The sequence below is a fragment of the Kitasatospora sp. NPDC051853 genome, assembly GCF_044452665.1.
Taxonomy (GTDB): Bacteria; Actinomycetota; Actinomycetes; order Streptomycetales; family Streptomycetaceae; genus Kitasatospora.
In genome coordinates this window covers 82,996-104,809 of record NZ_JBITBY010000019.1, presented here as the reverse complement: position 1 = coordinate 104,809, position 21,814 = coordinate 82,996, and the positions used below count along the sequence as shown (strand labels likewise).

Annotated in this window: 23 protein-coding genes and 5 tRNA genes; 19 read left to right on the top strand and 9 right to left on the bottom strand. The window is 72.2% G+C overall.

Going from position 1 to position 21,814, the window contains the following annotated elements; translation table 11 throughout:
• Nucleotides 1-47: 47 nt before the first annotated feature.
• From ACIA8O_RS37935 to ACIA8O_RS37925, 3 genes are read right to left on the bottom strand one after another with little or no spacing between them, the layout of a single operon-like run.
• Nucleotides 48-473 carry a DUF742 domain-containing protein gene (locus tag ACIA8O_RS37935; RefSeq protein ID WP_396298622.1) on the bottom strand — a complete coding sequence of 142 codons (426 nt, stop codon included), beginning with the start codon at nucleotides 471-473 and terminating at the stop codon, nucleotides 48-50.
• 53 nt (nucleotides 474-526) lie between these two features.
• Nucleotides 527-940: a roadblock/LC7 domain-containing protein gene (locus tag ACIA8O_RS37930; protein ID WP_345289569.1), complete on the bottom strand. Its 414-nt coding sequence runs from the start codon at nucleotides 938-940 to the stop codon at nucleotides 527-529.
• Between the two features lie 10 nt (nucleotides 941-950).
• Complete coding sequence (locus ACIA8O_RS37925; protein ID WP_396298621.1) at nucleotides 951-4,700, bottom strand: nitrate- and nitrite sensing domain-containing protein; 3,750 nt, start codon at nucleotides 4,698-4,700, stop codon at nucleotides 951-953.
• A 560-nt stretch (nucleotides 4,701-5,260) separates the two neighbouring features.
• Between ACIA8O_RS37925 and ACIA8O_RS37920 the strand changes: the two genes are divergently transcribed.
• The 8 genes from ACIA8O_RS37920 (at nucleotide 5,261) to ACIA8O_RS37885 (ending at nucleotide 8,626) form a co-directional block, all read left to right on the top strand.
• A complete protein-coding gene (locus ACIA8O_RS37920) occupies nucleotides 5,261-5,455 on the top strand; it encodes a hypothetical protein (RefSeq protein ID WP_396298620.1) in 195 nt (64 codons plus the stop codon).
• 129 nt (nucleotides 5,456-5,584) lie between these two features.
• A complete protein-coding gene (locus tag ACIA8O_RS37915; protein ID WP_396298619.1) occupies nucleotides 5,585-6,385 on the top strand; it encodes a fumarylacetoacetate hydrolase family protein in 801 nt (266 codons plus the stop codon).
• Nucleotides 6,378-7,883 (top strand): glutamate--tRNA ligase, encoded by a 1,506-nt coding sequence (gltX, locus tag ACIA8O_RS37910; RefSeq protein ID WP_396298618.1) that lies wholly within the window; start codon nucleotides 6,378-6,380, stop codon nucleotides 7,881-7,883. The genes ACIA8O_RS37915 and gltX overlap by 8 nt, the downstream gene beginning before the upstream one ends.
• Before the next feature lie 206 nt (nucleotides 7,884-8,089).
• Nucleotides 8,090-8,161, top strand: a tRNA-Gln gene (locus tag ACIA8O_RS37905).
• 29 nt (nucleotides 8,162-8,190) lie between these two features.
• Nucleotides 8,191-8,263: transfer RNA gene (locus ACIA8O_RS37900), tRNA-Glu, on the top strand.
• 18 nt (nucleotides 8,264-8,281) lie between these two features.
• Nucleotides 8,282-8,357 (top strand) — tRNA-Glu (locus tag ACIA8O_RS37895).
• Between the two features lie 70 nt (nucleotides 8,358-8,427).
• Nucleotides 8,428-8,503: transfer RNA gene (locus tag ACIA8O_RS37890), tRNA-Glu, on the top strand.
• A 48-nt stretch (nucleotides 8,504-8,551) separates the two neighbouring features.
• A tRNA-Gln gene (locus ACIA8O_RS37885) sits at nucleotides 8,552-8,626 on the top strand.
• Between the two features lie 110 nt (nucleotides 8,627-8,736).
• Here the strand turns inward: ACIA8O_RS37885 and ndgR are convergent.
• Entirely contained in the window at nucleotides 8,737-9,450 is a 714-nt protein-coding gene (ndgR, locus tag ACIA8O_RS37880) for an IclR family transcriptional regulator NdgR (protein ID WP_030275730.1), read from the bottom strand.
• Between the two features lie 170 nt (nucleotides 9,451-9,620).
• Between ndgR and leuC the strand changes: the two genes are divergently transcribed.
• The 4 genes from leuC (at nucleotide 9,621) to ACIA8O_RS37860 (ending at nucleotide 12,952) form a co-directional block, all read left to right on the top strand.
• Nucleotides 9,621-11,042 carry a 3-isopropylmalate dehydratase large subunit gene (gene leuC / locus ACIA8O_RS37875; RefSeq protein WP_396298617.1) on the top strand — a complete coding sequence of 474 codons (1,422 nt, stop codon included), beginning with the start codon at nucleotides 9,621-9,623 and terminating at the stop codon, nucleotides 11,040-11,042.
• A gap of 5 nt (nucleotides 11,043-11,047) precedes the next feature.
• Nucleotides 11,048-11,644 carry a 3-isopropylmalate dehydratase small subunit gene (gene leuD / locus ACIA8O_RS37870; RefSeq protein ID WP_396298616.1) on the top strand — a complete coding sequence of 199 codons (597 nt, stop codon included), beginning with the start codon at nucleotides 11,048-11,050 and terminating at the stop codon, nucleotides 11,642-11,644.
• 134 nt (nucleotides 11,645-11,778) lie between these two features.
• On the top strand, nucleotides 11,779-12,060 hold the full coding sequence (locus ACIA8O_RS37865) for a hypothetical protein (RefSeq protein ID WP_396298615.1): 282 nt from the start codon (nucleotides 11,779-11,781) through the stop codon (nucleotides 12,058-12,060).
• Nucleotides 12,061-12,193: 133 nt separating this feature from the next.
• On the top strand, nucleotides 12,194-12,952 hold the full coding sequence (locus ACIA8O_RS37860) for an HU family DNA-binding protein (RefSeq protein ID WP_396298614.1): 759 nt from the start codon (nucleotides 12,194-12,196) through the stop codon (nucleotides 12,950-12,952).
• Between the two features lie 126 nt (nucleotides 12,953-13,078).
• Here the strand turns inward: ACIA8O_RS37860 and ACIA8O_RS37855 are convergent, their stop codons facing one another.
• The gene (locus tag ACIA8O_RS37855) at nucleotides 13,079-13,837 is read right to left on the bottom strand and encodes a GntR family transcriptional regulator (RefSeq protein ID WP_396298613.1); all 759 of its coding nucleotides are present in this window, start codon (nucleotides 13,835-13,837) and stop codon (nucleotides 13,079-13,081) included.
• Between the two features lie 140 nt (nucleotides 13,838-13,977).
• Here ACIA8O_RS37855 and ACIA8O_RS37850 point away from each other — a divergent pair, with 140 nt between their 5' ends.
• Together ACIA8O_RS37850 and ACIA8O_RS37845 are read left to right on the top strand one after the other, a co-directional pair.
• Nucleotides 13,978-14,223: a hypothetical protein gene (locus ACIA8O_RS37850; protein WP_396298612.1), complete on the top strand. Its 246-nt coding sequence runs from the start codon at nucleotides 13,978-13,980 to the stop codon at nucleotides 14,221-14,223.
• Complete coding sequence (locus ACIA8O_RS37845; protein ID WP_396298611.1) at nucleotides 14,220-14,492, top strand: hypothetical protein; 273 nt, start codon at nucleotides 14,220-14,222, stop codon at nucleotides 14,490-14,492. The genes ACIA8O_RS37850 and ACIA8O_RS37845 overlap by 4 nt, the downstream gene beginning before the upstream one ends.
• A 7-nt stretch (nucleotides 14,493-14,499) precedes the next feature.
• Here the strand turns inward: ACIA8O_RS37845 and ACIA8O_RS37840 are convergent, their stop codons facing one another.
• Together ACIA8O_RS37840 and cofC are read right to left on the bottom strand one after the other, a co-directional pair.
• On the bottom strand, nucleotides 14,500-14,727 hold the full coding sequence (locus ACIA8O_RS37840; protein WP_396298610.1) for a hypothetical protein: 228 nt from the start codon (nucleotides 14,725-14,727) through the stop codon (nucleotides 14,500-14,502).
• 91 nt (nucleotides 14,728-14,818) lie between these two features.
• Nucleotides 14,819-15,556, bottom strand: coding sequence for a 2-phospho-L-lactate guanylyltransferase (gene cofC / locus ACIA8O_RS37835; RefSeq protein WP_396298609.1), 738 nt, complete (start codon nucleotides 15,554-15,556; stop codon nucleotides 14,819-14,821).
• Nucleotides 15,557-15,714: 158 nt separating this feature from the next.
• Here cofC and ACIA8O_RS37830 point away from each other — a divergent pair, with 158 nt between their 5' ends.
• From ACIA8O_RS37830 to ACIA8O_RS37820, 3 genes are all read left to right on the top strand, one after another.
• Entirely contained in the window at nucleotides 15,715-16,527 is an 813-nt protein-coding gene (locus ACIA8O_RS37830; protein WP_396298608.1) for a lysophospholipid acyltransferase family protein, read from the top strand.
• Entirely contained in the window at nucleotides 16,524-17,525 is a 1,002-nt protein-coding gene (locus tag ACIA8O_RS37825; protein WP_396298607.1) for an NAD(P)H-dependent glycerol-3-phosphate dehydrogenase, read from the top strand. The genes ACIA8O_RS37830 and ACIA8O_RS37825 overlap by 4 nt, the downstream gene beginning before the upstream one ends.
• Nucleotides 17,526-17,608: 83 nt before the next feature.
• Complete coding sequence (locus ACIA8O_RS37820; protein ID WP_396298606.1) at nucleotides 17,609-18,748, top strand: D-alanine--D-alanine ligase family protein; 1,140 nt, start codon at nucleotides 17,609-17,611, stop codon at nucleotides 18,746-18,748.
• Here ACIA8O_RS37820 and ACIA8O_RS37815 read toward each other — a convergent pair.
• The gene (locus ACIA8O_RS37815; RefSeq protein WP_396298605.1) at nucleotides 18,745-19,266 is read right to left on the bottom strand and encodes a DUF3515 domain-containing protein; all 522 of its coding nucleotides are present in this window, start codon (nucleotides 19,264-19,266) and stop codon (nucleotides 18,745-18,747) included. The two genes, ACIA8O_RS37820 and ACIA8O_RS37815, sit on opposite strands and share 4 nt — an antisense overlap.
• A gap of 19 nt (nucleotides 19,267-19,285) precedes the next feature.
• Nucleotides 19,286-19,519 (bottom strand): Lrp/AsnC family transcriptional regulator, encoded by a 234-nt coding sequence (locus tag ACIA8O_RS37810; RefSeq protein WP_396298604.1) that lies wholly within the window; start codon nucleotides 19,517-19,519, stop codon nucleotides 19,286-19,288.
• A 139-nt stretch (nucleotides 19,520-19,658) separates the two neighbouring features.
• On the opposite strand from ACIA8O_RS37810, the gene ACIA8O_RS37805 reads away from it, so the two are divergent.
• Both ACIA8O_RS37805 and ACIA8O_RS37800 read left to right on the top strand, forming a co-directional pair.
• Nucleotides 19,659-20,630 carry a thiamine-phosphate kinase gene (locus tag ACIA8O_RS37805; protein WP_396298603.1) on the top strand — a complete coding sequence of 324 codons (972 nt, stop codon included), beginning with the start codon at nucleotides 19,659-19,661 and terminating at the stop codon, nucleotides 20,628-20,630.
• Between the two features lie 134 nt (nucleotides 20,631-20,764).
• Nucleotides 20,765-21,790, top strand: coding sequence for a 6-phosphofructokinase (locus ACIA8O_RS37800; protein WP_396298602.1), 1,026 nt, complete (start codon nucleotides 20,765-20,767; stop codon nucleotides 21,788-21,790).
• The last annotated feature ends 24 nt before the right edge of the window (nucleotides 21,791-21,814 follow it).

The window sequence follows — 21,814 nt, the reverse complement described above, 5'->3', positions numbered from 1 at the left end:
CGACGACGATCTTCGCGGAGGTGGTGGCGCGGCTGGGGGCGGCCGCGTTAGAGCTTGCGAAGTCCACTGAGGACCCTTTCGAGCAGCGTGACGTCCGGCGTTCCGCCCGACTCTCCGGCGGCGGCGGGCTGGTGGATGGCGACGAGACCGGCCTCGGCCAGGTCGGCGACCAGGATGCGGGCGACCCCGAGCGGCACACCGGCCAGCGCGGAGATCTCCGCCACGGACTTGACGTCCCGGCACAGGTTGACGATGCGGGCGTGCTCCGGCAGCAGGCCGCCGGTGCGCTCGGCGGCCGTGGTGGTGGAGATCAGGGCCTCGATCGCCAGCTGGTACCGCGGGCGGGTGCGGCCGCCGGTCATCGCGTACGGGCGGACCAGCGGCTGCTGCTCGTACCCGTCGGACTGGCCGCCGTAGCCGCTGCCGTACCCGCTGCTGCCGTAGGAGCCGCCGGGTGTCGGGGGCGGGGTCATGAGGGTCCTCCTGGATGCTCTGGTCAGTTGCTGCTCTTCGGGTTGGCGGTCCGTCAGTGCAGCAGGCTGCCCTGGAGTTCGGCGCGGAGCGCGGGGGTGAGAACGGCTCCGGCGCGGTCCACCAGGAGAGCCATCTCGTAGCCCACGAGACCGATGTCGGAGTCGGGGGCCGCGAGTACGGCGAGGGAAGATCCGTCGCTGATGGCCATCAGGAAGAGGAAGCCGCGCTCCATCTCCACGACGGTCTGGTTGACCTCGCCGCCCTCGAAGATCCGGCTGGCGCCGGAGGTGAGGGAGGTGAGGCCCGAGGCGACGGCGGCGAGCTGGTCGGCGCGGTCGCGGGGGAAGCCCTCGGACATGGCGAGCAGGAGCCCGTCGGCGGAGACCACCACGGTGTGGGACACCCCAGGGGTGCTGTCCACGAAGCTGGTGATCAGCCAGTTCAGGTTCTGTGCGGCCTGGCTCATCTGGGTCAACTCAACGCTCCTGCTGGTTCGAGCCGTAACCGGGGTTGTCCTGCGCGCCGTGCCCCTGCGGGCCGAAGCCGTCGAAGCGCGGCGGACGGGTCGGCATGCCGCCGCCCTGCGAGGCCGCGTCGGCGCCGGCCTGGCGGCCCTGCTGGATGCCGCGGCGCAGGTTGGTCAGCCGGCCGCGCACCTCCTCGGGGCTGCGGGAGACCTGCGGGCCGGTCAGCGGCGACGCCTCGGCGGTGCCGGAGACCAGGTTGGCCTGCGGGGTCCGGCGGGGGAGGCCGGACATGGTCAGCCCGTCGGTCGAGGGCTCGCGGACCTGCTCCGCGCGCCGCCAGCGCTCGTCGTTGGCGGACGGGCGCCACGGCGCGTCACCCTGGCCGTCCTGGCCCGGGCCGGGCTGGCCGGGCTGCGGCCGGCCCTGCGGCGGCTGCTGCTGGGCGGGCCGGGGCTGAGCCGGGGCCTGCTGCTGCGGGGCCTGCTGCGGCGCCTGAGCCTGCGGGGCCTGGGCCTGGGCCTGGGCCGGAGCCTGCGGGGCCTCGGGCCGCTGGGCGGGCCGGGCCTGCTCGGCGAAGCCCGGAGCGGAGGTGCCGGGGCGCTGCGGCTGGTAGCCGCCCGGACGGCCCTCCTGGCCGCGGCCCGGCAACTCCTGGCCGGGGCCGGGCTGCTGACGGGGCGTCCGCTGCGGGGCCGGGGCGCCGAAGCCGTCCTCGGGCCGCTGCCACTGCACGGTGTCGTCGAGACCCGGGCCGGTCGGCAGCGCCATCGGCTGGGCCTGCGGGGCCACCTGCTGCGGCTGCTGCTGGCCCTGCGGCTGGAAGGCCTGCTGCTGCGGCACCGGGTTGGGCACGCTCGGCAGCACCGGCTCGACCAGACCGAGGCCCAGCGGGTCACGCGGGTCGATCTCGCTGGCCTCGAAGCGCGGCCGGGCGAACTGCGCGGTGGACTCGGCCGGTGCCTCCAGCGGGGCCGGAGCCTGCGGCTGGCCCTGCGGCTGGAAGGACTGCGGCTGCTGCGGCCGGTCCTGCTGCGGGGCGGGCGCCTGCGGCTGGCCCGGACCGAACGGACGGCCCTGCGGCTGCGGACGGCGTCCGGCCTCGGGGTGGCCGGCCCGGCCGTGCTGCGGCTGGTCGTTCCAGCCCTCGGCACCCTGGGCGGCCGGCTCGGGGCGCGGACGCTCCTGGCCGAAGCCCGGCTGCGGCTGGCCCTGGGGCTGACCCTGGCCCGGCCCGCGGCGGGGCAGACCCGCACCCGGACCACCCTGGCCGGGCGCACCCTGACCCGGCGCACCGGCACCCGGGGCACCGGAGGCACCCGGGGTACGGCGCGGCATCAGGCCCTCGGCCGGGTTCTCCCGGAGGGACTGGCCCGAGTCGCGGGTGGGCAGGCCGCCCGCCGGGGCACCGGCGGCGGGGCCGCCGAAGAGGTTGGGGGAGCCACCGGGCGCACCGGCCGGGGCACCCGGACGGCCACCGCCCTGCGGACCCTGGCCGAGCTGCGGCCGGCCGGCCGGAGCACCGCCGGGGCGGCCCTGCGGGCCCTGGCCGAGCGCGGCCGCGCCACGGCCGGCCAGCGCCTCGGCGGCACCGGGACGGCCCTGCTGACGCGGCGTCGGACCGACCCCGCGCTGCGGCGCCTTGCCCGGCCCGCCCGGACGGCCGCCGCCCCGGCGGTCGCCGGAGGTGGTGACGTCGAGCGGGAGCATGACGAGGGCGGTGGTGCCGCCGGAGTCGCTGGGGCGCAGCTGGATGCGGATGCCGTGTCGCAGGGACAGGCGGCCGACCACGAAGAGGCCCATGCGGCGGGAGACCGAGACGTCCACCACCGGGGGGTTGGCGAGGCGCTCGTTGATGTCCGCGAGGTCGTCGGGGGAGAGGCCGATGCCGGTGTCGTGGATCTCGATCAGCACCCGGCCGTCCGGCAGCGCGTGGCCGGTCACCCGGACGCGGGTCTGCGGGCTGGAGAACGAGGTCGCGTTCTCGAGCAGCTCGGCGAGCAGGTGGACGAGGTCGTTGACGACGCGGCCGGCCACCTCGGCCGACGGCACCGAGGCCAGCTCGATGCGCTCGTACTGCTCCACCTCGGAGGCGGCGGCGCGGAGCACGTCGACCAGCGGGACGGGACGGGTCCAACGGCGGCCCGGGTCCTCGCCCGCGAGGACGAGGAGGTTCTCGCCGTTGCGGCGCATGCGGGTGGCGAGGTGGTCGAGCTTGAACAGCGAGGCCAGCTGGTCCGGGTCCGCCTCGCGGCTCTCCAGCTCGGAGATGAGCGAGAGCTGACGCTGGATCAGGCCCTGGCTGCGGCGCGAGAGGTTGGTGAACATCGCGTTGATGTTGCCTCGGAGCAGCGCCTGCTCGGCGGCGAGGCGGACGGCCTCGCGGTGCACCATGTCGAAGGCGTGCGCCACGTGGCCGATCTCGTCGGCCGAGTCGACGCCGACCGGCTCGACGGTGACGTCGACGTCGTGCGGGTCGCTCTCGGAGAGCGTCTTGACCAGCTCGGGCAGCCGCCGCTCGGCGACGTCCTCGGCGGCGACCTGCAGACGGGTCAGCGAGCGCACCATCGAGCGGGCCACCAGGGCCGCGCCGGCGATGGCGACGATGAGCACCAGGGCGATCAGCGCGCCGTTGACCAGCGCCTGGGTGTCGGCCTCGTCCTGGAGGTCGCCGGCCCGGCCGTCGAGGTCCTCGAGCAGCTTCTTCTCGATCTTCTGCTCGGCGGTGATCTTCGCCGTGGCGCTGTCGTACCAGTCCTTGTAGTTGCGGGTCTCGGTCTGCTTGATGCCGTTCGGGTTGAGGACGGCCTTGCTGTACCGGTCCGCGTTGGCGATCTCCTGGTTGCGGGTCAGGCCCTGGCGCAGCACCTGCGCCTCGGAGTCGCCGTAGATGGCGGTGAAGTTGGTGAGGGCGTTGTCCTCGGAGGTCTTCAGGCGGATGCCGAAGGTCTCGTCGGAGGAGGACAGGTCCGGCCCGGTCGGGTTGGCGAGCGCCGCGCTGATCAGCGCGCGCTGCATCGAGGTGTTCTCCTTGGCCAGCGAGAACTGGTAGAGCGCACGGGTGATCTTGACCAGCTCGGTCGAGTTCGACGCGATCGCGATGTCCTGCGTGATGGAGAGCAGGTTCTTGATGATCACGTCGTAGTTGGTGATCGTCGCCTGGATGTTCTTGTGGTCCGTGTAGGCGTTGCTGCGGGCCTCGGAGAGCTGGTTGAGGTCACGGCGGACCTGGAGCAGCAGGGCCTTGCCACCGGCGAGGTCGAGGTCGTCGAAGTTGTCCGCGCTGGCCGCGAAGGCCTTGCTCAGGGTGTCCGAGACCTTGCGGGCGTTGGCGACGTCGTCGTCCTTCGCGCGCTCGGGGCCGCCGTTGGTCAGCGGGCCGGCGCTGAGGTCGCGCTCGCTCTGCAGGGCGTTGGCCAGGTCGGTGGCCTTGCGGGCCAGGTCGGCCAGGTTCGCCATCTGGGAGAGCTGGCGCGAGTTCTCCAAGGAGGACTGCACGCGCAGGCCGCCGAGCGCCAGGGCGACCACCACGGGGAGCAGCAGCAGCGCGATCAGGCGCGTGCGGATCTTCCAGTTGCGCATGGCGAACCGGCTCAGACCGGTGGCCCGGCGGCGGGTCAGCGAGGTGCGCAGGCGGGAGCGACCGCTCGGCTTCTCGTTCTGATCGGTGCCGTCGGCACCGTCCTTCGGCTCGGGCTCGCCGCCGCCGACTATCTGCTCACCGGGGCCCGTGAGCGGCGCTGCCTGGTGGGGGCCTGCCACGGGCTCACGCGACTCCGGGTCTCCCGCGGCGCCGCTGCCCCTCTTGAAACGTCCCTGCACTGGCGTCGCAACCTCTGGACCGGGCGCCCCTTCCCGCTGGCACGGTCAGGGGCGGTGTCGAGTTTTTCCGTCGCATTCCAGCACAGCGGGGGAACTCCAACAAGGGGCGTTACCTGTCGGTGTCCTAGACCACCCAGCGCGCGCACCGTCTCACTGACTGTGCGGTAACAGGCCGGGAATACGGCGCTTTTCGGACACTCGCCCGATACATGCCAAGTCAGCCCCCGATGGCGCGATGCGGAGGAGCTCCCGAAATGTCCGAGATATCGGCTTTGGGACGATGTTCGCGCCGCTGTGAAATGTCCATGATGCGGCATTTTCCCGCTAATTTGTGAGCAAAATCACAGCGGAATGTATAGCTAAGATCACGGCGCCTGTGGAAGAAGATCAGCTCTTCTCGAGGGCGACCGTCTACCCTTGTGCGCTGTGCCAGGCGTCAGCCTGCCCGGAATCACCCCCGCCGACTCCTCGGATCGGCCCCGAACCCAAGGTGTGACGCAATGTCCCAGCTCCCGAACGGCTCGACCGCCAACCCGCGCCGGACCACGCTGGCCTCGGTCGCCGACTTCGGCCAGCTGCTCGGCTCCCCGGCCGACCGCGCGGTCGAGTACGCCACCGAGCTGCCCGCCAGCACCGCGAACCCGCGCCGCACCGTCCTGATGACCGCGCCGGCCCCGCGCCGCCCGCAGGACTGACGAACTCTCACGCCCGAGGGGCGTCGGCCCGCCGTCCGGCGGTTCGGCGCCCCTCGCGTCATATCCTGGGAGCCGTTCCAGACAGGGCCCGGTCAGGCCGGTGCCCGACCGACCGAGAGGCTCTCCACCGTGCGCATTGCCAGGTTCTCCGTCCGGGAAGGAAGCCCTGCCGCCGGCAGCGTCTCCTTCGGTGTGGTCGAGGGCGATCCCGCCCAGCCCGAAACCCTGGTGGTGCACGCCCTGGCCGGCCACCCGATCGTGTCGCTCCAACTGAGCGGCGAGAGCTACCGGATGCAGGACATCCGCCTGCTCTCCCCGATCCTCCCCAACAAGGTGGTCGCGGTCGGCCGCAACTACGCGGCGCACGCGGCCGAGCTGGGCCACGAGGTCCCGGACGTCCCGCTGACCTTCTTCAAGCCGTCCACCTCGGTGATCGGCCCCACCGAGGCGATCGCCTACCCGCCGTTCTCCTCCGACGTCCAGCACGAGGCCGAACTCGCCGTCGTGATCGGCCGGATGGGCCGCGAGGTCCCGGTGGACCGGGTCAACGAGGTGATCTTCGGCTACACCTGTGCCAACGACGTGACCGCCCGCGACGTCCAGCAGCGCGAGGGCCAGTGGGCCCGCGCCAAGGGCTTCGACACCGCCTGCCCGCTCGGCCCGTGGATCGAGACCGACCTCGACCCGAGCGACCTGGCGATCACCTGCACCGTCAACGGCGAGCTCCGGCAGACCGGCCGGACCTCCCTGATGGTCCGTTCGATCGCCGAGCTGATCGCGCACATCTCCGAGGCGATGACCCTGCTCCCCGGCGACGTCATCCTCACCGGCACCCCGGCCGGCGTCGGCCCGATCGAGATCGGCGACGAGGTCGCCGTCACCGTCGAGGGCATCGGCACCCTCTCCAACAAGGTGGTCAAGCGTGGCTGACACCGTCCTGGACCCGACCGTCCGGGTCCGCTTCTGCCCCTCCCCGACCGGCAACCCGCACGTCGGCCTGGTCCGCACCGCCCTCTTCAACTGGGCCTTCGCCCGCCACCACGGCGGCACCCTGGTCTTCCGGATCGAGGACACCGACGCGGCCCGCGACTCCGAGGAGTCGTACGAGCAGCTGCTGGACGCCATGCGCTGGCTCGGCTTCGACTGGGACGAGGGCCCCGAGGTCGGCGGCCCGCACGCCCCGTACCGGCAGTCCCAGCGGATGGACGTCTACGCCGACGTCGCCACCAAGCTGCTGGTGGCCGGCAAGGCCTACCGCTGCTACTGCTCCACCGAGGAGCTGGACGCCCGCCGCGAGGCGGCCCGCGCGGCCGGCAAGCCCTCCGGCTACGACGGCCACTGCCGCGAGCTGACGGCCGACCAGGTCGAGGTGTACCGCCAGGAGGGCCGCCGGCCGATCGTCCGCTTCCGGATGCCCGACCACACCATCGCCTTCGACGACCTGGTCCGCGGCACCCTCAGCTTCGAGCCCGAGAACGTGCCCGACTACGGCATCGTCCGGGCCAACGGCGCCCCGCTCTACACCCTGGTCAACCCGGTGGACGACGCCCTGATGGGCATCACCCACGTGCTGCGCGGCGAGGACCTGCTCTCCTCGACGCCCCGTCAGATCGCCCTCTACGCCGCCCTGGCCGAGATCGGCGTCGGCAACGGCACCACCCCGCGCTTCGGCCACCTCCCGTACGTGATGGGGGAGGGCAACAAGAAGCTCTCCAAGCGCGACCCGCAGGCCAGCCTCAACCTCTACCGGGAGCGCGGCTTCCTCCCCGAGGGGCTGCTCAACTACCTGTCCCTGCTGGGCTGGTCGCTGGCCGAGGACCGGGACCTGTTCTCGATGGACGAGCTGGTCGCCAACTTCGACATCGCCAAGGTGAACTCCAACCCGGCCCGCTTCGACCTCAAGAAGTGCGAGGCGATCAACGCGCACCACCTGCGCGAGCTGGCCCCGGAGGACTTCGTCCGCCGCCTGGTGCCGTACCTCCAGGCCCCCGGCCTGCTCCCGGCCGAGCCCACCCCCGCCCAGCTCGACCTGCTGGCGAAGGTGGCCCCGCTCACCCAGGAGCGGATGGTGGTGCTCTCCGAGATCGTCACCATGGCCGGCTTCCTCTTCGTCGACCCGGCCGACTTCGCCCTCGACCCGGAGGACGCGGCCAAGGTGCTGACCGCCGACGCCCGCCCGGTCCTGGCGGCCAGCATCGCCGCGCTGACCGCACTGGCCGACTTCACCCCCGACCCGATCCAGGCCGCCCTGCGCGAGGCCCTGGTGGACGGCCTGGGCATCAAGCCCAAGTTCGCCTTCACCCCGCTGCGCGTCGCGGTCACCGGCCGCCGGGTCTCCCCGCCGCTCTTCGAGTCGATGGAGCTGCTGGGCCGCGAGGAGACGCTGCGCCGTCTGGGGGCCGCCCTGGAGGCCGTCCCGCAGGCCTGACCGGCCCGTGCCGGGGGGCTGCGTGACCAGCCGCGCAGCCCCCCGGCACCCTGCCTGCGGTTATGGATTTTGGAGCAGGGCCGGGAGTCGGGTAATGTTCTTTCTGCGCCGCCCGGGAGGGACAGGGCGAGGGACCAGAAGCCTCGTCAGGAAGCAACCAAGCGGTCGCAACGCCGAGTGAAACCCCGTCAGGGGCTCAACTCTGGTGGGGTATGGTGTAATTGGCAGCACGAGTGATTCTGGTTCATTTAGTCTAGGTTCGAGTCCTGGTACCCCAGCGCAGTACGAGCAAGACCCAGCAGTACAAGCCCCCGTTGTGTAGCGGCCTAGCACGCTGCCCTCTCACGGCAGTAGCGCCGGTTCGAATCCGGTCGGGGGTACGCACCACAAAAGAACAAGCCCCCGTTGTGTAGCGGCCTAGCACGCTGCCCTCTCACGGCAGTAGCGCCGGTTCGAATCCGGTCGGGGGTACCAGATCCTCTCCACTGTCCCCGTCGGACGAGTTCGCAACCCCGGCACGGACGAAGCACAGGATCGCCAGCTTGCCCCCGTTGTGTAGCGGCCTAGCACGCTGCCCTCTCACGGCAGTAGCGCCGGTTCGAATCCGGTCGGGGGTACCAGAGCGAAAGGCCGGTGGGCTTTCAGAGCCCACTGGCCCGTCGCTTTGTTGGGGTATGGTGTAATTGGCAGCACGAGTGATTCTGGTTCATTTAGTCTAGGTTCGAGTCCTGGTACCCCAGCCAGTAGGAAGCCCCGGAAATCCGGGGCTTTTTTGCATTTCCCGCGCAGGTGGCGCGGAAAAGGAGAACGGCCCCCGGAGGGGCCGTTCTGCATTTCGGACGGATGTCGGTGGTCAGCCTCTGCGGAGGGCCTCGGTGAGGCGGTTGGCCGCCTCGATGATGGCCTGGGCGTGCAGGCGGCCGGGGTGGCGGGTCAGGCGCTCGATCGGGCCGGAGACCGAGACGGCGGCCACCACGCGGTTGGAGGGGCCGCGTACGGGCGCGGAGACCGAGGCGACGCCGGGCTCCCGCTCGCCGATGGACTGGGCCCAGCCGCGGCGCCGGACGCCGCTCAGCGCCGTCGCGGTGAACCGGGCGCCCTGGAGGCCGCGGTGCAGGCGCTCGGGCTCCTCCCAGGCCAGCAGGACCTGGGCGGCGGAGCCGGCCTTCATCGGCAGCGTGGAGCCGACCGGGACGGTGTCCCGCAGACCGGACAGCCGCTCGGCGGCGGCCACGCAGATCCGCATCTCGCCCTGGCGGCGGTAGAGCTGGGCGCTCTCGCCGGTGACGTCGCGCAGGTGCGTGAGCACCGGCCCGGCGGTGGCGAGCAGGCGGTCCTCGCCCGCCGCGGCGGAGAGTTCGGCGAGCCGGGGGCCGAGGATGAACCGGCCCTGCATGTCCCTGGTGACCAGGCGGTGGTGTTCGAGTGCGACGGCGAGACGGTGGGCCGTGGGGCGCGCCAGACCGGTGGCGGCGACCAGCCCCGCCAACGTGGCGGGGCCCGACTCCAGTGCGCTCAGCACCAGAGCGGCCTTGTCGAGAACGCCGACGCCGCTAGTGTTGTCCATGCCCTAAGACTGCAGTCTCAGTCCGCGAGACGCAAGTTCAATTTCCCGAGAAACGCGCCACTCTTGGTGGAGCAGCCCGGAAGACACCCAGGATCCAGCCTTACCAGGCTGTCCACATCCTGGACAACAGAGACGAGCGGCCGGCAACGCGGCCGGCTGGAGGGAATCCGATGGGACGGACACTTGCGGAGAAGGTCTGGGACGACCACGTCGTCCGGCGCGCGGAGGGCGAGCCCGACCTGCTCTACATCGACCTGCACCTGCTCCACGAGGTGACCAGCCCGCAGGCCTTCGACGGCCTCCGGCTGGCCGGTCGCAAGGTCCGCCGGACGGATCTCACGATCGCCACCGAGGACCACAACACCCCGACGCTGGACATCGACAAGCCGATCGCCGACCCGGTCTCCCGGGTCCAGCTGGAGACGCTGCGGAGGAACGCCGAGGAGTTCGGCGTCCGCATCCACTCGCTGGGCGACGTCGAGCAGGGCGTGGTGCACGTGGTCGGCCCGCAGCTGGGCCTGACCCAGCCGGGCACCACCGTGGTCTGCGGCGACTCGCACACCTCGACCCACGGCGCCTTCGGCGCGCTGGCGTTCGGCATCGGCACCAGCCAGGTCGAGCACGTGCTGGCCACCCAGACGCTGCCGCTGGCCCCGTTCAAGACCATGGCGATCACGGTCGAGGGCGAGCTGCCCGAGGGCGTCACCGCCAAGGACCTGATCCTGGCCATCATCACCAAGATCGGCACCGGCGGCGGCCAGGGCTACGTCCTGGAGTACCGCGGCTCGGCGATCCGCAGCCTCTCCATGGAGGCCCGGATGACCATCTGCAACATGTCGATCGAGGCCGGCGCCCGGGCGGGCATGATCGCCCCGGACCGCACCACCTTCGACTACCTGGAGGGCCGTCCGCACGCCCCCAAGGGCGCCGACTGGGACGCCGCGGTGGAGTACTGGTCCACCCTGGCCACCGACGAGGACGCGGTCTTCGACGCCGAGGTGTTCATCGACGCCGCCGCGCTGACCCCGTTCGTCACCTGGGGCACCAACCCGGGCCAGGGCGCGCCGCTGGGCGCCAACGTGCCGAACCCGGAGGACTTCGAGGACCCGCAGGAGCGGACCGCCGCCGAGAACGCCCTGAAGTACATGGGCCTGGAGGCCGGCACCCCGCTGCGCGAGGTCTCGGTGGACGCCGTCTTCGTCGGCTCCTGCACCAACGGCCGGATCGAGGACCTGCGGGCCGCCGCGGCGATCCTGGACGGCCGTCAGATCGCCGACGGGGTAAGGATGCTGGTCGTCCCCGGCTCCGTCCGGGTCGCGCTGCAGGCGGTCGAGGAGGGCCTGGACAAGGTCTTCACCGCGGCCGGTGCCGAGTGGCGCCACGCCGGGTGCTCGATGTGCCTGGGCATGAACCCCGACCAGCTGGCGCCCGGCGAGCGCTGCGCCTCCACCTCGAACCGCAACTTCGAGGGCCGTCAGGGCAAGGGCGGCCGTACCCACCTGGTCTCCCCGCAGGTCGCCGCCGCGACCGCCGTGCTGGGCCGCCTGGCCGCCCCGGCCGACCTGTCCGACCGCGCTTCTGTGGAGGTCTGAGCGCCATGGAGAAGTTCACCACGCACACCGGCCGGGCCGTCCCGCTGCGCCGCAGCAACGTCGACACCGACCAGATCATCCCGGCGCACTGGCTGAAGAAGGTCACCCGTTCCGGCTTCGAGGACGGGCTGTTCGAGGCCTGGCGCAAGGACGAGTCCTTCGTCCTCAACCTGCCGGAGCGTCAGGGCGCCACGGTGCTGGTGGCCGGCCCCGAGTTCGGCACCGGCTCCTCCCGTGAGCATGCGGTCTGGGCGCTGCAGAACTACGGTTTCCAGGCCGTCATCTCCTCCCGCTTCGCCGACATCTTCCGGGGCAACTCGCTGAAGAACGGCCTGCTCACCGTGGTCCTGCCGCAGGAGACGGTGGACCGGCTCTGGGCGCTGACCGAGGCCGACCCGACCGCCGAGATCACCGTCGACCTGGAGGCCCGCGAGGTCCGCGCCGAGGGCGTGACCGCCTCCTTCGAGTTGGACGACAACGTCCGCTGGCGCCTCCTCAACGGCCTGGACGACATCAGCATCACGCTCCAGAACGAAGGCGACATCGCCGAGTTCGAGGCGACCCGACCCTCCTTCAAGCCGCGTACCCTGCCGGTCGCCTGAGGGTTCGAAACCTGACGCTCCACCGGATGGCCCACCCCTCTCCAGGGGTGGGCCATCCGTCTGTTCCGGGACCGAGTTGGGCTCCGGATAAACCCCCGCGCAGCGCAACTCCGCACAGATGGCACAATCGTTGCATGCACCGGCACCATGAACCTCCGTACGGGGATGGCGAACCCGCCACCTCGGAGGGGATGGAGACCCCGGAAGTCACCGCGCTGTACGCACTGGTGGCAGAGCGGTTGAAGCTGGCACACGACCGCGTTCATGCGCTGAACGTGTCAACCGAGGCAAAGACCGCTCTCACTCGTCAGCTCTTGATCGTCACCGAGACCGCCAAGCGTGATCTCCCGGGGGCGGCAAGGAGGTTGGCGCGCTTTGTCCAAGACCTCGACGAGGGGCACCCGCCGCTCGGATGAGGCGCCGAACGCGCAAATCCATTGCGACACTAGGGTGATTCGCGCGTTTGGTAATTGAAACTCCGCAGATACATACCTAACGTGCGAAAAGAACGGATGGAATCATCCGGCGCCCGTTTCCGAAGGGGAAGACGTGAACAAGGCTCAGCTTGTCGAAGCGGTGGCCGAGCAGCTGGGCGGTCGCAAGGCTGCCGCAGAGGCCGTCGACGCAGTGCTCGACACCATGGTGCGTGCCGTCGTGGCGGGTGACCGCGTGTCGGTCACCGGCTTCGGCACCTTCGAGAAGGTGGACCGCTCCGCGCGGTTCGCCCGCAACCCGCAGACCGGCGAGCGCGTCAAGGTCAAGAAGACGGCCGTCCCGCGCTTCCGCCCGGGCCAGGGCTTCAAGGACCTCGTCGCCGGCAGCAAGAAGCTGCCGAAGGACGGTCCGTCGGTGAAGAAGGCCCCCAAGGGTTCCCTCACCCCGGGCAAGACCGGCACCACCGCCGCGGTCAAGCGCGCCGCCACCAAGCGCGCCACCACCGCCGCTGCCGCCGCTCCGGCCAAGCGCACCGCCGCCAAGAAGACCACGGCCGCCGCCGCGGCTCCGGCCAAGAAGACCGTGGCCAAGAAGACCACCGCCACGGCCGCCAAGAAGGCCACCGCGGTCAAGAAGACGGCTGCCGCCACCAAGGCCGCCGCCTCCAAGACGGTCGCCACCAAGACGGTCGCCTCCAAGACGGCCGCCGCCAAGAAGGCCGCCCCGGCCAAGAAGACCACCGCGGCCAAGGCCACCCCGGCGAAGAAGACCACCGCCGCGGCCAAGAAGACCACCGCGACCGCGAAGAAGACCGCGCCGGCGAAGAAGACCACCGCGCGCAAGACCACCTCGCGCCGCTCCACCGCCAAGTAATTCCTGGCGGAGGGTCAGCCGACGGCGGGTCAACTGCCGTGAGCCGTGGCGGCTCGCATCCGGGGATTCCCCGGAAGCGGGCCGCCACGGCTCTTTCGTGCGCGGGTGCGCGGGGGCACCGGCCGCTCAGGAGTCCCGGCGGGGGATCGGGAGCTCGTAGGTGATCTCCCAGCGCGAGTCCGGGATCACCAGGTCCGCGGTCTCCACGGCCCGGCCGTCGGCGTCCAGGTGGGTGCGCTCGATCAGCGTCACCAGGTCACCGGCCGAGACGCCGAGCAGGATCGCCTGTTGTGCGGTGGCCCGGGCCGGGCGCGTGCGCTCGACCGCGCGCTCCACGTTCACCCCGATCGCCGCCATCCGCCGCACCACGCCCTGGCCGGCCAGCGGGCCGTACTCGGGGCAGATCACCGGGGAGCCCTCGGTGACGGACATCGGCTCCCAGCTGTTGGCGAGCAGCACCGGCTGACCGCCGATCAGGTACTCGTAGACGGTGTGCACCGTCGGGGCGCCGGGGTCGATCCCGAGGCGGGCGGCGATCCGCGGGCCGGCCGGGACGTTGGTCGAGGTGCTGGACTCCCAGCTGCCCTCCTCGCCGGTCTCCCCGAGCTGGGCGCGGAGCGAGACCGGGGCGCCCACCCGGGAGCGGAGCATCGGGCGCCGCGCCACCGGCTGCCGGACGTAGGTGCCGGAGCCCGCGCGGCCGGTCAGCAGCCCCTCGGTGATCAGCACCTCCTGGGCCCGCTGCAGCACGTTGTCGCCGACGTCGTACTCCACCGCGAGCTTGGCGCGGGACGGCAGCCGCTCGCCGACCTGCCACTCACCGCGGCCGATGCGGGCGCGCAGGTCGTCGGCGACGCGCTGGTACTGACGCTCAGCAGGTGACATCCGACGCTCCCGGGCGGCAGGCACGACCCTGCCGGTTCGACAGGGCGGGTGAATCAGCGTTGACAATCTAATGCATCAGGTGGAATCTAATTGTTTAGATTTACTTTGCGTGACCAGCTGCTCGCGGGGAGAGTCGTTGCGTGCGAACCACCAGGGTGTTCGACCTCGCCAATCGCCTGGCCGTGACCACGGGGGCCCGGGCGAGGGTCCGGCTGCGGGAGGGCGGTTGGCGGGTGTCCGTGGTGCTGCCCGGCGACCTCGGCGTCGAGGCCCAGCTCGCCGTCCTGGACCTCCTGGCCACCGCCGACCGGTTCGGTCACGACCGCACGGACGAGGCCCAGGGGATCTGGGCCGAGATCGACCACGAGCAGGGGAGACCGTCGTGAACAGCCCGTCGCCGTCCTACACCGTCGAGATCGAGGACGTCACCGCACCCGCCACCTTCACGCGCCTGCCGGACGCCCTGGCGGCGCTCTGGGAGGCGCTCAGGGTGCTGCCGCTGGGGTGGACCCAGTACGAGGCGTACCGGTACTTCCTCGGGCCGGGGGCGGTCGAGCGGGTGACCGAAAGCCTGGAGCGGGACGGCGAGTTGAGGCTCAGCTTCGCGATGGGCGGGCGGTCGCACCTGGTGTCGGTGGGGGTGCTGGAGGGCTGAACGTCCGTCAGCCCCGGTCCTCGGCCGGGTCAGGGAAGGTCTGCAGGGTGAGGAAGACGACGCGGCGGGCTTCGCCGGTGCCCTCGGTGCGGATGCGCAGGCGCTGGCCGGGGCGGAGCAGGCGCAGGCCGCCGGCGTCGAAGGCGGCGGCGTCGAAGGGGACCGGGGTGCCGTCGTCGAGGAGGACGGAGCCGCTGCGGGTCGCCGGGTCGAAGGTGTAGGAGGTGGCCTGCATGGGGGCAGCATAGCGAGGCGGGTCGTGGCGGGGCGGGGTGGCGTTGGTCCGTGGGACGGGCTCACGTGCAACGGGCTCCTGTGCCCCGGCCTCAGGGGTGGCTGTCTTCCGGCTCGCGCAGTTCCTCGCGCCCCTGGGCGCGCATCCTGCCGTACGCCTGTACTACGAGCGCGGCCGTGGTGTGCGGGCCGAGGCCGAGGGTGCGGGCCTCGTGGAGGTCCTCGCCGGTGTCGACGTCGCGGCGGACGGAGGGGACGCCGGGGAGGGTGAGTTCGGCGGCGCCGGCCGCCGCGTGGCGGGAGCGGGAGCCGTCGCCGAAGCGGGGGTCGAGGGGGAGACCGGGCGGGGCGGCGAGCAGGGTGGTGCCGAGGCCGGGGGAGTCGGCCAGGAAGCTGTGGCCGGGGTGGGCGGCGGCGGCCGCCAGGACCGCGGAGAGCTCGGCGGGCCGCAGGGCGGGCAGGTCGGCGGAGAGCGCGGCGACGGGGGAGTGCGGGGCGATCCGGCGGGCGTGCGAAGCGCCGTGCGCCAGGGCGGGGTTGAGGCCGCCGCCGGGTTCGCCGGTGACCACCAGGGCGCCGAGGCGGGTGAGTTCGGCCCCCGCCGCCGGGTCGGTGGTGACCACCAGGACCCGGGCCACCGCCGGGCAGGCCAGCGCGGCGGCCGCGGTGTCCAGCGCGAAGGCGAGCGCGAGCGCCGTCCTGCGCTCCCCGGCGAACGGGCCGAGCCGGCTCTTGGCCAGGGTGAGCCGCTTCACGGGCAACACCAGCGACCACTCGGGGTGGGGCGCGGGCGCGACGGCTGGTGCGGGGCGTACCGTGTCCTGGGTCATCGGCGCCATTCTGACGCCGGTGCCGTGACCCCGGCCAGGCGGCCTGCCCGTTCGCCGCCGGGAACGCGCTCGACAGCGGCCGGGCCAGCCGTGAGACTGGTCCGCCACGACGGACCCGTGGCACCAGGTGTGTGACGGACGAGGAAAGAGGAGCAGGGGTGGCCCGCTCGAACGCCCGGTTCGGCAACGCCGACTACGGGATCTGGTACCGCTTCGCGGCCGTACTCGTGAAGCCGGTCACCACGGCCCTGGTGAAGCCGGACTGGCGGGGCTGGGAGCACCTGCCCGAGAAGGGCGGCTTCCTCGCGGTGGTGAACCACAACTCGGTGATCGACCCGGTGGTCTACGCCCACTGGCAGTACAACAGCGGCCGCCCGCCCCGGATACTGGGCAAGTCCCAGCTGTTCTCGGTCCCGTTCATCGGCTTCATGCTGCGCAAGACCGGCCAGATCCCGGTGTTCCGCGAGTCCACCGACGCCGCCGAGGCGTTCCGCGCCGCGATCGAGGCGATCGACCGCGGCCAGTGCGTGCAGTTCTACCCCGAGGGCACCCTCACCCGGGACCCGGAGCTCTGGCCGATGACCGGCAAGAGCGGCGCGGCCCGGGTCGCGCTGATGACCGGCGCGCCGGTCATCCCGGTCGCGCACTGGGGCGCGCACGAGATCATCCCGCCGTACGGCCGGGGCGGGAAGGGCAAGTTCAACCTCTTCCCCCGGCACAAGGTGACGGTGGCCGCCGGGCCGCCGGTGGACCTCAGCAAGTACCAGGGCCAGGAGTTGACCGCCCAGGTGCTGCGGGACGCCACCGAGGACATCATGGCCGCGATCACCGAGGTGCTGGCCGGCATCCGCGGCGAGGAGGCACCGGCCGAGCGCTACGACATGCGCAAGGCCGCCCGCGAGCGGGCCGACCGGGCCGCCGCCAAGAAGGACCGGGCGGCCGGCAACAGCACCGAGGGGGCGGCCGAATGACCCGCTGCGCCGTCTTCGGCACCGGCTCCTGGGGCACCGCGTTCGCCGTGGTGATGGCGGACGCCGGCTGCGAGGTGACCCTCTGGGGCCGCCGCAAGGAGTTGGTGGACGCCATCAACACCACCCACGTCAACCCGGACTACCTGCCGGACACCCCGCTGCCGGCCAACGTCCGCGCCACCACCGACCCGGCCGAGGCGCTGGCCGGGGCGGACTTCGCGGTGCTGGCGGTGCCGTCCCAGACGCTCCGTCAGAACCTGGCCGACTGGGCCCCGCTGCTCGACGAGCGGACGGTGCTGGTCTCGCTGATGAAGGGCGTCGAACTCGGCACCACCAAGCGGATGTCCGAGGTGATCCAGGAGGTCGCCGGGGTCGGCCCGGCCCGGGTCGCGGTGATCAGCGGGCCCAACCTGGCCCGGGAGATCGCCGACAAGCAGCCCGCCGCCTCGGTGGTCGCCTGCGCCGACGAGGCCGTCGCCAAGCGGCTCCAGACGGCCTGTCACACCCCCTACTTCCGCCCGTACACCTCCACCGACGTGGTCGGCTGCGAGCTCGGCGGCGCGGTCAAGAACGTGATCGGCCTGGCGGTCGGCATGGCCGACGGCATGGGCCTGGGCGACAACACCAAGGCCACCCTGATGACCCGCGGCCTGGCCGAGATCACCCGGCTCGGCCTCACCCTGGGCGCCGACCCGTACACCTTCGCCGGCCTGGCCGGCATGGGCGACCTGGTGGCCACCTGCTCCTCCCCGCTCTCCCGCAACCACACCTTCGGCTTCAACCTCGGCCGCGGCATGACGGTCGAGCAGACCGTCGCCGCGACCAAGCAGACCGCCGAGGGCGTCAAGTCCTGCGAGTCGGTGCTCGACCTGGGCCGCCGCCACGGGGTCGACATGCCGATCGTGGAGGCCGTGGTGGACGTGGTGCACCACGGGCGGCCGACCCAGGAGGTGCTGGCCGGGCTGATGGCCCGCGCGGCCAAGCCCGAACGGCGGTAGGCCGGACGCCGCCGGGGGCCGACGATCCGACACCGTGCGGGTGTCCTGTGGCGAAACATCCGCACGGTAGTCTCAAATGCGATATGAGCATCGAACAGACCTCCCCGAACGCGGCCAAGCCGCGCGTTGCGATCGTCTTCGGCGGACGCAGCTCCGAGCACGGTGTCTCGGTCGTCACGGCCGCCAGCGTGCTCCGGGCGATCGACCGGAGCAAGTACGAGGTGCTGCCGATCGGCATCACCCATGAGGGCCGCTGGGCCCTGGTCGGCGACGAGCCGGGCCGGATGGCCATCACCGACGGGAAGCTCCCCGACGTGGACGGCATCGCCGAGTCCGCCGAGGGCCAGGTCGCGCTGCCGGGCAGCCCGGCCAGCCGCGAGGTGGTCTGGAGCGAGCCCGGCGCCGCGCCCAAGGTGCTCGGCGAGGTGGACGTGGTGCTGCCGCTGCTGCACGGCCCGTGGGGCGAGGACGGCACCATCCAGGGGCTGCTGGAGCTCTCCGGGGTGCCGTACGTCGGCTCCGGCGTGCTGGCCAGCGCCGCCGGGATGGACAAGGAGTTCACCAAGCGGATCCTGGAGTCGCACGGCATCGGGGTCGGCCGCTACACCGTGGTCCGCCCGCGCGACTGGGAGACCGAGGAGGGCCGCGCCGCCGCCCGCGAGCGGATCGCCGCGCTCGGCCTGCCGCTGTTCGTCAAGCCCTGCCGGGCCGGCTCCAGCATCGGCATCACCAAGGTCAAGGACCTGGCCGACCTGGACGCCGCGATCGACGAGGCGCGCCGCCACGACCCCAAGGTGATCGTGGAGCTCGGGGTGACGGGCCGTGAGATCGAGTGCGCGGTGCTGGAGTTCGAGGACGGCCCGCGCGCCAGCGTGGCGGCCGAGGTGCACGTCGGCGGCGGCTACGAGTTCTACGACTTCGAGGCCAAGTACATCGACTCCTCCGAGGTCGAGATCCCGGCCAAGCTGACGGAGTCCGAGCTGGCCGAGATCCGGCGGCAGGCGGTGGCGGCCTTCGAGGCGCTCGGCTGCGAGGGCCTGGCCCGGGTCGACTTCTTCCTGCTGGAGGACGGCAGCTGGGTGGTGAACGAGATCAACACCATGCCCGGCTTCACCCCCATCTCGGCCTACCCGAAGATGTGGGAGGCCACCGGCCTGCCGTACCCGGAGCTGATCGACCGTCTGCTGACCGCCGCGCTCAGCCGTTCGACCGGCCTGCGCTAGGCGGCCCGGGAGGGGATGCCCTCCGGAATGCTCGCTTTGATCGCGTCAGTCAGTGAGCTGAGCGGATCGGCGTAGTTCCGGTAGGCATCCCCGGGGACGGTCACCTCGACGTAGACGGCCCGCTGGGTGGTGGCGAAGCGGTAGCCGCCCTTGCCGTCCGGGGCCATGCCCCACTGGACGTCGTTCACCTCGGGGCCCTTGAGCGAGTTGTCCTCCACGTAGGCGTTCAGGTACGCGGGGCGCTCGACGCCGCAGCGCAGCACCGTGCGCCCCGAACTGTCCCAGGCGGCGGTGAAGGGCGAGGAGGGTGACGGGTCGTCACGCCTGTGGCCCATCAGGGTGTCCGGCAGGGCGCGGTCCAGCGCCTCGCAGTACCCGACCTCGCCCGCCCGGGGCTTCGGCGGCTCGACGTCCTGGGGCAGGCTCCAGCTCCAGCCGAGCAGCCCCACGCAGGTCAGCAGGGCGGCGGGTGGCACGCCCCAGCGGACGGTGGCGGGGAGGCTGCTGAATCGGCTCACCCGGTGATGGTAGCCAGGCTTACAGGTTGACCACCGGGCAGGTGAGGGTGCGCGTGATGCCCTCGATCTGCTGGACCTGGGCGACCACCAGGCGGCCCAGCTCGTCGATGGTGGAGGCCTCGGCCCGGACGATCACGTCGTAGGGGCCGGTGACGTCCTCGGCGGAGACCACGCCCTGGATCTTCTTGATCTCCTGGGCGACGGCGGTCGCCTTGCCGACCTCGGTCTGGATCAGGATGTATGCCTGTACCACGGGGGACCTCCAGAGCGGGGCGGACGGACCGGGGAGTCTGATCACCACGCTACCGCTGACCCCCGCCGCTGGGGAGCCCCCGGAGGGCGTACGCTGCGGGCGGACGGGGCGACCGGGCACAGTGGCGAGAGGACGGCAGATGCAGGGGACCGTGGGCGAGCTCGGCGAGTTCGGACTCATCAGGGAGCTCACCGCCCGGCTGCCGATGACCCCGGCGGTGGAGCTCGGGCCGGGCGACGACGCCGCCGTGGTGAAGGCGCCGGACGGCCGGGTGGTGGCCACCACCGACGTGCTGATCGAGGGCCGGCACTTCCGCCGTGACTGGTCCACCGCCTACGACGTGGGCCGCAAGTGCGCCGCCCAGAACCTCGCCGACATCGCCGCGATGGGCGCGGTGCCCACCGCGATACTGCTCGGCCTGGTGGCCCCCGCCGACCTGCCCACCACCTGGGCCACCGAGCTGATGGACGGTCTGCGGGACGAGTGCCAGGTGGCCGGGGCCACCGTGGTCGGCGGTGACGTGGTGCGCGGGGACACCATCACGCTGGCCATCACCGCGCTCGGCGACCTCCAGGGCCGCGCCCCGGTGACCCGTTCGGGCGCCAGGACCGGTGACGTGGTCGCGGTCACCGGCTGGCTGGGCTGGTCCGCCGCCGGTCTCTCGGTGCTGGCCCGGGGCTTCCGCTCGCCGCGCGCCTTCGTGGAGGCGCACCGCCGCCCCGAGCCGCCGTACCACGCCGGCCCGGCCGGCTCCGACCTCGGCGCCACCTCGATGATCGACGTCAGCGACGGCCTGGTGGCCGACCTCGGCCACGTGGCCCGGGCCAGCGGGGTGGACATCGACCTGCGGGCGGCCGACTTCGACGTGCCGGCCCAGATGGCGGACATCGGCCAGGCGGTCGGCATCGACCCGCTGGTCTGGGTGCTCTCCGGCGGCGAGGACCACGCGATCGTGGCCACCTTCCCGTCCTCCGTCCAACTGCCCGCCCGCTGGCGGGTGGTGGGCGAGGTGGTCCGCCCGGCCAGTCCGGGGCGGGGCGGGGTGGTGACGGTGGACGGCGCGCCGTGGGACCGGGCGGGCGGCTGGGACCACTTCGCGTCGGAGGACTGATCCTCCGTCAGGCGCGGGAATTCCGGTCGGGGCGGGGCGGGCGGATAGTGTGAGCCCGTCGGCAATGTCCGTTTCGTTGGGTGTTGTCCGGCTCGTACGAGAATCCGACTAACCCGGCGGGAGAGCACACCCCCATGCGCATCGGTGTCCTGACCAGCGGCGGGGACTGCCCCGGCCTCAACGCGGTGATCCGCTCGGTGGTGCACCGGGGCACCGACGTGCACGGCGACGAGATCATCGGCATCGAGGACGGCTTCCTCGGCCTGATCGAGGGCCGGGCCCGCCCGGTCTCGCACGACGACGTCACCGGCCTGCTCACCCTGGGCGGCACCATCCTGGGCTCCGCCCGGGTGCAGCGCGAGCGCATCCAGTGGGCGGTGGAGAACGCCCACGAGCTGGCCGAGAAGATCGGCATCGACGCGCTGATCGCCATCGGCGGCGAGGGCACGCTGACCGCCGCCCGGATGTTCAGCGACGCCGGCCTGCCGGTGGTCGGGGTCCCGAAGACCATCGACAACGACATCGACGCCACCGACGTGACCTTCGGCTTCGACACCGCCGTGCACGTGGCCACCGAGGCGATCGACCGGCTGAAGACCACCGCCGAGTCCCACCAGCGGGTGATGGTGGTCGAGCTGATGGGCCGTCACACCGGGTGGATCACGCTGACCGCCGGGATGGCCGCCGGCGCCCACGGCATCCTGATCCCGGAGAAGGCCTTCGACATCGAGGCCGTCTCCCGGATGATCGAGGAGCGCTTCCGGCGCGGCAAGAAGTTCGCCATCATCGCCGTCGCCGAGGGCGCCAAGCCGGCGCCCGGCACGCTCCGCTTCGACCACGGCACGGTGGACCAGTACGGCCACCAGACCTTCGGCGGGATCGGCAACCGACTGGCCATCGAGCTGGAGAACCTGCTCGGCAAGGAGGCCCGGCCGGTCATCCTCGGCCACACCCAGCGCGGCGGCACCCCGACCGCCCGGGACCGGGTACTGGCCACCCGCTTCGGCTGGCACGCGGTGGAGGCCGTCCACAAGGGCGCCTTCGGGCACTTCACCGCGCTGCGCGGCACCGACATCGAGCTGGTCCCGGTCGCCGAGGCCGTCCAGCAGCTGAAGACCGTCCCCGAGGACCGCTGGGCGGAGTCCGAAGCGGTGCTGTGAGGCGGGTTCGGTAGGTTGGCGCCC

Excerpts from the sequence above, each read along its gene's own strand:
- ACIA8O_RS37935 (WP_396298622.1), bottom strand. The coding sequence starts at position 473 with ATGACCCCGCCCCCGACACCCGGCGGCTCCTACGGCAGCAGCGGGTAC.
- ACIA8O_RS37930 (WP_345289569.1), bottom strand. The coding sequence starts at position 940 with ATGAGCCAGGCCGCACAGAACCTGAACTGGCTGATCACCAGCTTCGTG.
- ACIA8O_RS37920 (WP_396298620.1), top strand. The coding sequence starts at position 5,261 with ATGTCCCAGCTCCCGAACGGCTCGACCGCCAACCCGCGCCGGACCACG.
- ndgR (WP_030275730.1), bottom strand. The coding sequence starts at position 9,450 with ATGGACAACACTAGCGGCGTCGGCGTTCTCGACAAGGCCGCTCTGGTG.
- leuC (WP_396298617.1), top strand. The coding sequence starts at position 9,621 with ATGGGACGGACACTTGCGGAGAAGGTCTGGGACGACCACGTCGTCCGG.
- leuD (WP_396298616.1), top strand. The coding sequence starts at position 11,048 with ATGGAGAAGTTCACCACGCACACCGGCCGGGCCGTCCCGCTGCGCCGC.
- ACIA8O_RS37865 (WP_396298615.1), top strand. The coding sequence starts at position 11,779 with ATGCACCGGCACCATGAACCTCCGTACGGGGATGGCGAACCCGCCACC.
- ACIA8O_RS37855 (WP_396298613.1), bottom strand. The coding sequence starts at position 13,837 with ATGTCACCTGCTGAGCGTCAGTACCAGCGCGTCGCCGACGACCTGCGC.
- ACIA8O_RS37840 (WP_396298610.1), bottom strand. The coding sequence starts at position 14,727 with ATGCAGGCCACCTCCTACACCTTCGACCCGGCGACCCGCAGCGGCTCC.
- cofC (WP_396298609.1), bottom strand. The coding sequence starts at position 15,556 with ATGACCCAGGACACGGTACGCCCCGCACCAGCCGTCGCGCCCGCGCCC.
- ACIA8O_RS37825 (WP_396298607.1), top strand. The coding sequence starts at position 16,524 with ATGACCCGCTGCGCCGTCTTCGGCACCGGCTCCTGGGGCACCGCGTTC.
- ACIA8O_RS37820 (WP_396298606.1), top strand. The coding sequence starts at position 17,609 with ATGAGCATCGAACAGACCTCCCCGAACGCGGCCAAGCCGCGCGTTGCG.
- ACIA8O_RS37805 (WP_396298603.1), top strand. The coding sequence starts at position 19,659 with ATGCAGGGGACCGTGGGCGAGCTCGGCGAGTTCGGACTCATCAGGGAG.
- ACIA8O_RS37800 (WP_396298602.1), top strand. The coding sequence starts at position 20,765 with ATGCGCATCGGTGTCCTGACCAGCGGCGGGGACTGCCCCGGCCTCAAC.